Below are 7,409 nucleotides of genomic sequence, written 5' to 3'. Positions count from 1 at the left end.
GACCGATTGGGGCACCCCGATGCTGACCCGCATCGCACAGCTGTCGACTCGTCACCCCCGGGTGATCCTGCTGGCGGCACTGGCCTTGGCGCTGGTCTGCGTCGGATTCGGGGCCTCGGCGACAAGCCATCTCAAATCCGCCGGATTCACCTCCGACCAAGCCGAGTCGACCCGTGCCGGACAGTATCTGGCCGACCGGTTCGACGGCGCGCAGCCCAATTTCGTGCTGCTGGTGCGCTCGGATCAGGGCGTGGACAGCCCCGACGCGAAGGCCGCCGGGGCCGATATCACCCAGCGCCTGCAGTCGCGTTCGGATGTGGTCGGCATCCGCTCGTACTGGACGAGCCCGCCGAATGTGAAGGCCGCCCTGCGCAGTACCGACGGTAAGGAAGGCCTGATCGTGGCCTATCTGACCGGCGGTGACGATGTGGCGCAGAAGTCGGCGGGACAGATCGTCGACGAACTCGACGGCCACACCCCGGGCGTCACCGTGCACGCGGGTGGTCTCGCGGCCACCTATCACGAGGTGAACGGCCAGGTCACCAAGGATCTCGCGGTGGCCGAGGGCATTGCGGTGCCGCTCACGGCGATCGTGCTGATTCTGGTGTTCGGCAGTGTGATCGCGGCCGCGCTGCCGCTGGCGGTCGGCCTGTTCGCGATCGCGAGCACAATGGCGATCCTGCGGTTGTTCACCCTGTTCACCGACGTATCCATCTACGCGCTGAATATGACCACCGCCCTCGGCCTCGCGCTGGCCATCGATTACAGCCTGTTCATCGTCAGCCGTTTCCGCGAGGAGTTGGCCGCCGGTGCGGACCATCGCGCCGCGGCGATCCGATCCGTGCAGACCGCCGGGCGGACGGTGCTGTTCTCCGCGCTGACCGTCGCGCTGGCGCTGGCGGTGCTGAGCGTGTTCAACCTCTACTTCCTGAAGTCGTTCGCCTACGCGGGCGTGGCCGTCGTCGCGACCGCGGCCGTGGCCTCGATCCTGGTGCTGCCCGCGGCGCTGGTCCTGCTCGGCGATCGGGTCAATGCCTGGGATATGCGAGTCCCGTTGCGGCGCTTGCTGCGTCGCCCCGCGCCGGCGCCCCGGCCGCTCGAGCGGACCGGCTGGTACCGCGTGGTCACCTGGGTGATGCGCCGCGCGGTACCGGTGACACTGGTGATCACCGCGGTGCTGCTGGCCCTCGGCACGCCGTTCCTGGACGCGAAATTCGGCTATCCCGACGATCGGGTGCTGCCGGTGGGTGCGGACAGTCGTGCGGTCGGCGACGAATTGCGTAGTCAGTTCCCGGCCGTCAACGCCCAGCTGTCCACCACGGTCGTCCTGCCGGGCTATCGCGGCGACGCCGGTTCGTATGCCGCGGGATTGTCGAAGATGAACGGCGTCTCGGCAGTGCTGTCGAATGCGGGCGTTTACGTCTCGGGGGCCCGCATGGCCCCGACCCCGCCCGGTATGGCCAACGACGCGGGCCAATTCCTCACCGTCCAATCGAAATTCCCGCCGTTCTCCGACGACAGCCGCCATCAGCTCGAACAGCTGCGTGAGGTTCCGGCGCCCGCTTCGACGCTGTTCGGCGGCGCGGAGGCGATGAACGCCGACGGTATGCACGATCTCGGTTCACGAATTCCCCTGGCGGCGATTTTGATCGCGCTGGCGACCTTCGTTGTGCTGTTCCTGTTCACCGGCAGCGTGGTGTTGCCGCTGAAAACCCTTGTGCTCAATTGCCTGTCGCTGACCGCGATGTTCGGGATGATGGTGTGGATCTTCCAGGACGGCCATCTGGCGGATCTGATCGGCTTCACCCCGACCGGTTATCTGGTCGCCACCATGCCGATGCTGATGTTCTGCCTGGCCTTCGGCATGTCGATGGATTACGAGGTGTTCCTGCTGTCGCGCATTCGAGAGGAGTGGCTGACCTCGGACCGCACCCGCGCCGCCAATACCCATTCCGTCGCGGTCGGCGTGGCCCGTACCGGCCGCATCGTCACCGCGGCGGCCGTGCTGATGGCGATAGTGTTGGGCGCCATGGCATTCGGAAAGGTGACCTTCATCCAGATGTTCGGGCTCGGCCTCACGCTGACGGTGCTTGCCGATGCCACGGTCATCCGCGGCCTGCTGGTGCCCGCACTGATGCGGCTGCTCGGCACCGTCAACTGGTGGGCGCCCGCACCATTGGCCCGCTGGCACGAGCGGTTCGGGCTCACCGAGCAATCCGCTCCGGAGCCCCAGCCCGCGGGACAACGATGACGACTGCGCGTCGTCCCCGTTCGGCCCGCGGCGAGGGGGCCGCGTTGCGCGCCGAGATTCTGCAGGCGACGGGAGAGTTGTTGGCGCGCACCGGAAACGCCGACGCCGTCTCGATCCGCGAGGTCGGTCGGTTGGTCGGGGTCAGCGCGCCGTCGATCTATCGGCACTTCGCCGACAAGGACGCTCTCATCGAGGCGGTCGTGGCGCAGGTCTTCGAGAACCTCGACGTCGCGATGGCCGCCGCGGACGATCCCACCCGCTCCCCCGTGCTGCGCCTACAGGCCCAGGGCCTGGCCTATGTGCGTTTCGCTCTCGAACATCCCGAGCAGTACCGCATCGCGACCTCGAGCGGTGAGCGCGACGGGCCGAGCGCTGTCGATCAGGTCATGGGAAGTGCTGTGTTCCAGCGCTTTTCGCAGACCATCCGCGATGCCATGGACGACGGGCTGATCGCGCCCGGCGATCCGGTGCCGGTGATTCTGCAGATGTGGGCCAGCGCGCACGGCATCGTCTCGCTGATGATCGCGAAACCCTATCTGCCGTGGGGCGATCCGGAGACCATCGCCGATCAGGTGTTGAGCGCCGCCTGCATCGGACGGGCGGTGCTCGACATCATGGGCGGCGATCCGGAGCCGGAGGAGGCCATGGCGTGGCTGGAGCGGATTCGCGAGCTGCCCTGACCCTCAGGACACATCGCCGGAGGCGGCCAACCAGGTATTGCACTGCTGTGTGCGGTTGTTGCGGTATCCGGTTTCGAACCAGCCGCCGTTGTGCGCCTCGGTGCCGTGATCACGCATATCGCCCGGCTGATCGCCGCGGTGGTAGTTGTCGTACAGCGCCCGGCCCGCCTGGTCCTCGGTGACGGTGCCGATGTAGTTGGACGAGCCGACGAACATTCCCCCGAAGCATTGCGCCCCGAGTTCCAATCGGCGCGAAAGCTCCAGTCCCAGTGCGGAAGTGGGTCCGGCCGTCGAGCGGTCCCGGTTCTCCCTGGTCATGATGCCGCTCACCGCCTGGACGTGGTGGCCGTATTCGTGCGACAGGATGGCCAGGTAGATGATCGGGTCGTTGGGATCCTCATTGGTGAAGATCGAATCCAGTGGCATGTAGATGGTGTAGTTCGCCGAACAGTAGTAAGCCACCGGCTGCGGATGGGTGCCGCAGGGCGAGGACGCCTCCGAGGCATGCGCGGTCACGCTGAGCTGCGGGCTGGAGAACGGCAGATTCTCCGACCGCAGCAGCCTGCTCCACATCTGATCGAGACAGCCGATCCCGGCCAGGAAATATGCCCGGGCCGCGGCCACATTCGGCCGCCAGGCCGGATAGTCGCAGGCGATATTGTTCAGACCGGATTCGGGATGCCGGAACAGCGGATTGTCCCCCGTGGCCACGACCGGTTGCGGCCCAGCGGGTTTCGTCGTGGTAGGCGCGGGACGGGTGGTGCGGGTGGGCGGCAGTGTGGTCGTCGGAGCCGTATACGTGGTGGTGACGGCCGCCGTAGTGGTCTCCCAGGTCGGCGGCGCATAGGTATAACTCGGCGCGACCCGCTCACTGGAACGATGCCCCCGATGGTCCATCCCCGCATATACCACCATGCCCGCAACCACAGCGACCGCCGACAACACAACCACGACGGCCCCCGCAACACCGCTACGCCGACGCGGCGGCGGATAACCACCGTAGTACCCCGGCGGCGGCAACGGCGGAAGCTGCTGCCACGCACCGGAATATGGCCCACCAGCAGGACCGTAGGGCGGCGGACCATACCCCGGCGGCGGACCATACCCCGGCGGCGGTCCGTACCCGGGTGGCGGACCGTACCCGGGCGGCGGATAGGGCGGCTGCGTCATCAATCCACCTGACCGAGAGAAGAACCGTGGCAGGACGGCGCGATATGGCCGATCAGCGGACCGTACCCCGATGGCGGACAAGGCAGCTGAGGCATCAGCTCACCCAACCGAGGGAACAATCGCAGCCCTGGTGACAACTCACGGCCGGACGACGAACCGGACAAGGCAACTGAGGCATCAGCTCACCTGTCCCGCGGGGGCGGTGAAGGTGTTGCACTGGGCGGTTTTGTTGCGGTCGAAGCCGGTGCTGAACCAGTCGCCCATATGGCGGGCCGTGCCGTGGTCGCGCATGTCGCCGGGGGCGTCGCCGCGGCCGTAGGCGTCGTCTCGGGCGTTGCCGGATTGGGTCGAGGACAGGGAGCCGCCGCCCGCGGAGGCCGACAGGTACATGCCGTCGAAGCAGTTGGCCTGCAATTCGATTCGGCGGGAGATCTCCAGTCCCTGGGCGGTTTTCGGACCCGCGTCGCGGCGCTGGCGGTTGGCTGCGGTCAGGATGCCCGACTGGGCCTGCACATGGTGGCCGTACTCGTGGGCGAAGACCGACAGGTAGATCTCCCAATGGTTGCCGAACATCTCGGTCTGCAACTGGCTGATCGGGAGGTAGATGGTCTGGTCCGCGCCGCAGTAGAAGGCGGCGAAATTACTGCTGCTGCCCGTGCACGGCGTGGTGATACCCGCGGTGGACGCGGTGACCTTCAACTTCGGTTCGGTGAAGGGCAGTTTCGCCGACGCCAGCACCGGCTTCCATGCCTGTTCCAGACACGTCGCCGCGCTCTCGAAGAATTTGCGCGCGGCATCGACCTGGGTGCTCCACGGCGCGTAACTGCAGCGAGCGGGGCTCAGCGGCGAACCCGGATCCGCCAGCAGCGGATTGTTGCCGGTTTCGGTGACCGGTGTGGAGCCGGACTCCTTCCCGGTGGGCCCGTAGGTGTAATCCGCACGGCCACCGGAATGGGTCGATGCCTGCACACCGGTCCGGACACCGACACGGACCAGCGCGGTCACCACGATCAGGATGACGATCACCAGCACCCCGCCGATCCGGCCACCGCCCTTGCGGCGCTGCGGCGGTTTTCCCGGCGGGCCGTACGGTGTGGGCGGCACGGGTCCCCGGCCCGCGGACGGGCGACCGGGCGGTCCGTAGGGATTGGGCGGGACGGGCGAATAGCCCGGCGGTCCATAGGGTTGCTGCGGATACGGCGAGGGCGCGGGATAGTTGCCCGGATACTGTGGCGGCTGACCCGGCGGATAGCTGTGCTGCGGTGGGTGGCCCGGGGGCGGATAGCCCGGGGGCGGGCCGTAGGGCGGACCCGGCCGACCGGCAGGCGGGATCGGACCGTATCCGTAGGGTGGTTGACTCACTCCCCCATGCCCCCTGGTTCTTTCGGGTACTCGACAGCCGCTGACGCAGAATAGCAAGCTGTCTAAGCTATGGCCCCATGCTGATCTTTCGGGGGGGCGCCCTCGGCGCACTGGTGCTCGTGCTGGCCGGATTGTTCGCGGGTCCGCCCGCCGCGCGGGCGCAGCCGGCCGAGGGTGCGGCGATCACAGCCGATCTGAAACTCGGCGACGACGGATTGCTCGAAGTTGCCGAGACGGTGCAGGTGCCGCCGGGCGGGCAGTTCCACATGGTGCTGCCGCTGCGAATCGCGCAGGGAGACAACGGGGAACGACGCTTCGGGGTCTCGGATGTCACGACCACGGGAGCGGGGACCGCGAAGGTCGACGGGGACCGGTTCACCATCGATGCCCAGCCCGGTGAGTCCTCGTTCAAATACACCGTGCACGGCGTGGTCAGCGAGGCGCCGGGCACCCAGCTGTTCAAATGGACCGGCGTGCTCAACGCCGATGTCGCCTCCATCGATGCCTCGGTGATCAGCCCGAGCTTCCGAATGGGTATCGCCGACTGCACGATCGGACCGCCCGGACAGGCCAAGAAGTGCAATGACATCCGGGTGGAACCCGACGGTGTGATGTTCCTGAGCCAGGACGGACTGCATCGCGGCGATGTACTCGATGTGACGCTGCAGCTGCCACCGGGCACCGTGCCCGCCAATGCCGATATTCGCGACGGAAGTTCCTCGGGGGCCTTCGGTTTCACCGTTCCGGTGCTGGTGGCCTTCGGCGTGCTGCTGGCCGCGCTGGCCGCCTGCGGCGGATTCGTCGCGTGGTCGCGTCGCCAGGATGCCGCTGCCCTGGCGATGGCCGATTCGGTGGAACCGTTGCAACGCAACGGGAATCGGACCGAATTCGCCTCGCCGGAGGGTGTGCTGCCGGGTGAGGCGGGTGTGCTGCTCGACGGCTCGGCCGACGCCCCGGACCTCGCGGCGACCGTGGTGGATCTGGCGGTGCGGCGCTATATCCGGATCGAACCGATCAGCGATTCGGACTGGCGGATCGTGCGGGTGAATCCGGCCGATGCGCAGCTGCGTGACTACGAACAGCAGATCTATCGCGCACTGCTGCCGGACGGGACCGATGCGGTGACGGTGGCCGAGCTGCGTGGTCGGCCGATCGGCGCGGCCGCGCGGGCGGCGCTGGTGGGCGCGGCCGTCGAGCGCGGCGTGCTGGTCGATCGCAAGCGCCGGGGTCTGGCGTTCTGGCTGGGCGCCGGGCTGGTGGCGGTCGGTATCGCGGTCACGATCGTATTGGCGATCACCGGCGGGTACGCGCTGGTCGGCGTTGCCATCGCACTGGGCGGGGTGGCGGCGCTGCTGCTGCCGCGCTATCTGCCCACGCGTACCGCGGCCGGGCGCGAGCTCGTGGGCCGGGTGCGGTCGCTGCAGCGCGGTCTGGACGATCTGCGCTCGGATCGGATTCCGCCCGGCGATCGAGAGCTGGTGTTCTCGCGGGCGTTACCGTTCACGATCATCGGTGGGCGGGCGGACAATTGGATCCGCGTATTCCGCGATCTGGATCCGTCGGCGGATCGGCAGCCCGGGCTGTACTGGTTCGGCGGCTTCGATCGAGACCGGAATCTGCACCGGTTCGCCGGGCACTTCCCGTATTTCATCACCGCGCTCGAGGGGTTGTTCGTCTAGCGTGCCCTTCCACGATGCGCTGCGTCGGCAGCGTGACTGTCACGCGGGGAAGTCGATCGCAATCGAATATTGGTACCGGCCAATAGTTCCGAACCGACCGAACAAAACGGGGTCGTTCCCAATTCCCGGCAAGGACCATCTTTGTTCCCCGCCCTGGGCGAGAACCGCACTTCGTTCCCCTAGGCGAGGGCCTTACTCGTCCTCGCCCCAGGCAGGGGCCATACTTCGTCCCCATCTCAGGCAAGGACCGGCCTTCGTTCCCACCCC

General features: G+C 67.5%; 5 protein-coding genes. 3 read left to right on the top strand and 2 right to left on the bottom strand.

From position 1 onward, the window contains the following. Both NP4_RS20880 and NP4_RS20875 read left to right on the top strand, forming a co-directional pair. Positions 1-2,251, top strand: a 2,251-nt coding sequence (locus NP4_RS20880) for an MMPL family transporter (RefSeq protein WP_307597456.1), incomplete at its 5' end; no start/stop codon positions are given. Continuing rightward, positions 2,248-2,931, top strand: a complete 684-nt coding sequence (locus NP4_RS20875; protein WP_068000252.1) for a TetR/AcrR family transcriptional regulator — start codon at positions 2,248-2,250, stop codon at positions 2,929-2,931. The genes NP4_RS20880 and NP4_RS20875, both read left to right, overlap by 4 nt. A gap of 3 nt (positions 2,932-2,934) precedes the next feature. Here the strand turns inward: NP4_RS20875 and NP4_RS42680 are convergent, their stop codons facing one another. Together NP4_RS42680 and NP4_RS20865 are read right to left on the bottom strand one after the other, a co-directional pair. Beyond that, positions 2,935-3,846, bottom strand: coding sequence for a neutral zinc metallopeptidase (locus NP4_RS42680; RefSeq protein WP_245997849.1), 912 nt, complete (start codon positions 3,844-3,846; stop codon positions 2,935-2,937). A 432-nt stretch (positions 3,847-4,278) separates the two neighbouring features. Next, entirely contained in the window at positions 4,279-5,463 is a 1,185-nt protein-coding gene (locus NP4_RS20865; protein ID WP_245997848.1) for a neutral zinc metallopeptidase, read from the bottom strand. A 77-nt stretch (positions 5,464-5,540) separates the two neighbouring features. Here NP4_RS20865 and NP4_RS20860 point away from each other — a divergent pair, with 77 nt between their 5' ends. Further along, positions 5,541-7,142 carry a DUF2207 family protein gene (locus NP4_RS20860; RefSeq protein ID WP_068000246.1) on the top strand — a complete coding sequence of 534 codons (1,602 nt, stop codon included), beginning with the start codon at positions 5,541-5,543 and terminating at the stop codon, positions 7,140-7,142. Positions 7,143-7,409: the final 267 nt, after the last annotated feature.

The sequence above is a fragment of the Nocardia pseudobrasiliensis NBRC 108224 genome (assembly GCF_001613105.1).
Taxonomy (GTDB): domain Bacteria; phylum Actinomycetota; class Actinomycetes; order Mycobacteriales; family Mycobacteriaceae; genus Nocardia; species Nocardia pseudobrasiliensis.
Note: the sequence above shows the minus strand (reverse complement) of the source record. Positions and strands in the feature narration are given on the sequence as shown.

Excerpts from the sequence above, each read along its gene's own strand:
- NP4_RS20875 (WP_068000252.1), top strand. The coding sequence starts at position 2,248 with ATGACGACTGCGCGTCGTCCCCGTTCGGCCCGCGGCGAGGGGGCCGCG.
- NP4_RS20860 (WP_068000246.1), top strand. The coding sequence starts at position 5,541 with ATGCTGATCTTTCGGGGGGGCGCCCTCGGCGCACTGGTGCTCGTGCTG.
- NP4_RS42680 (WP_245997849.1), bottom strand. The coding sequence starts at position 3,846 with ATGGTGGTATATGCGGGGATGGACCATCGGGGGCATCGTTCCAGTGAG.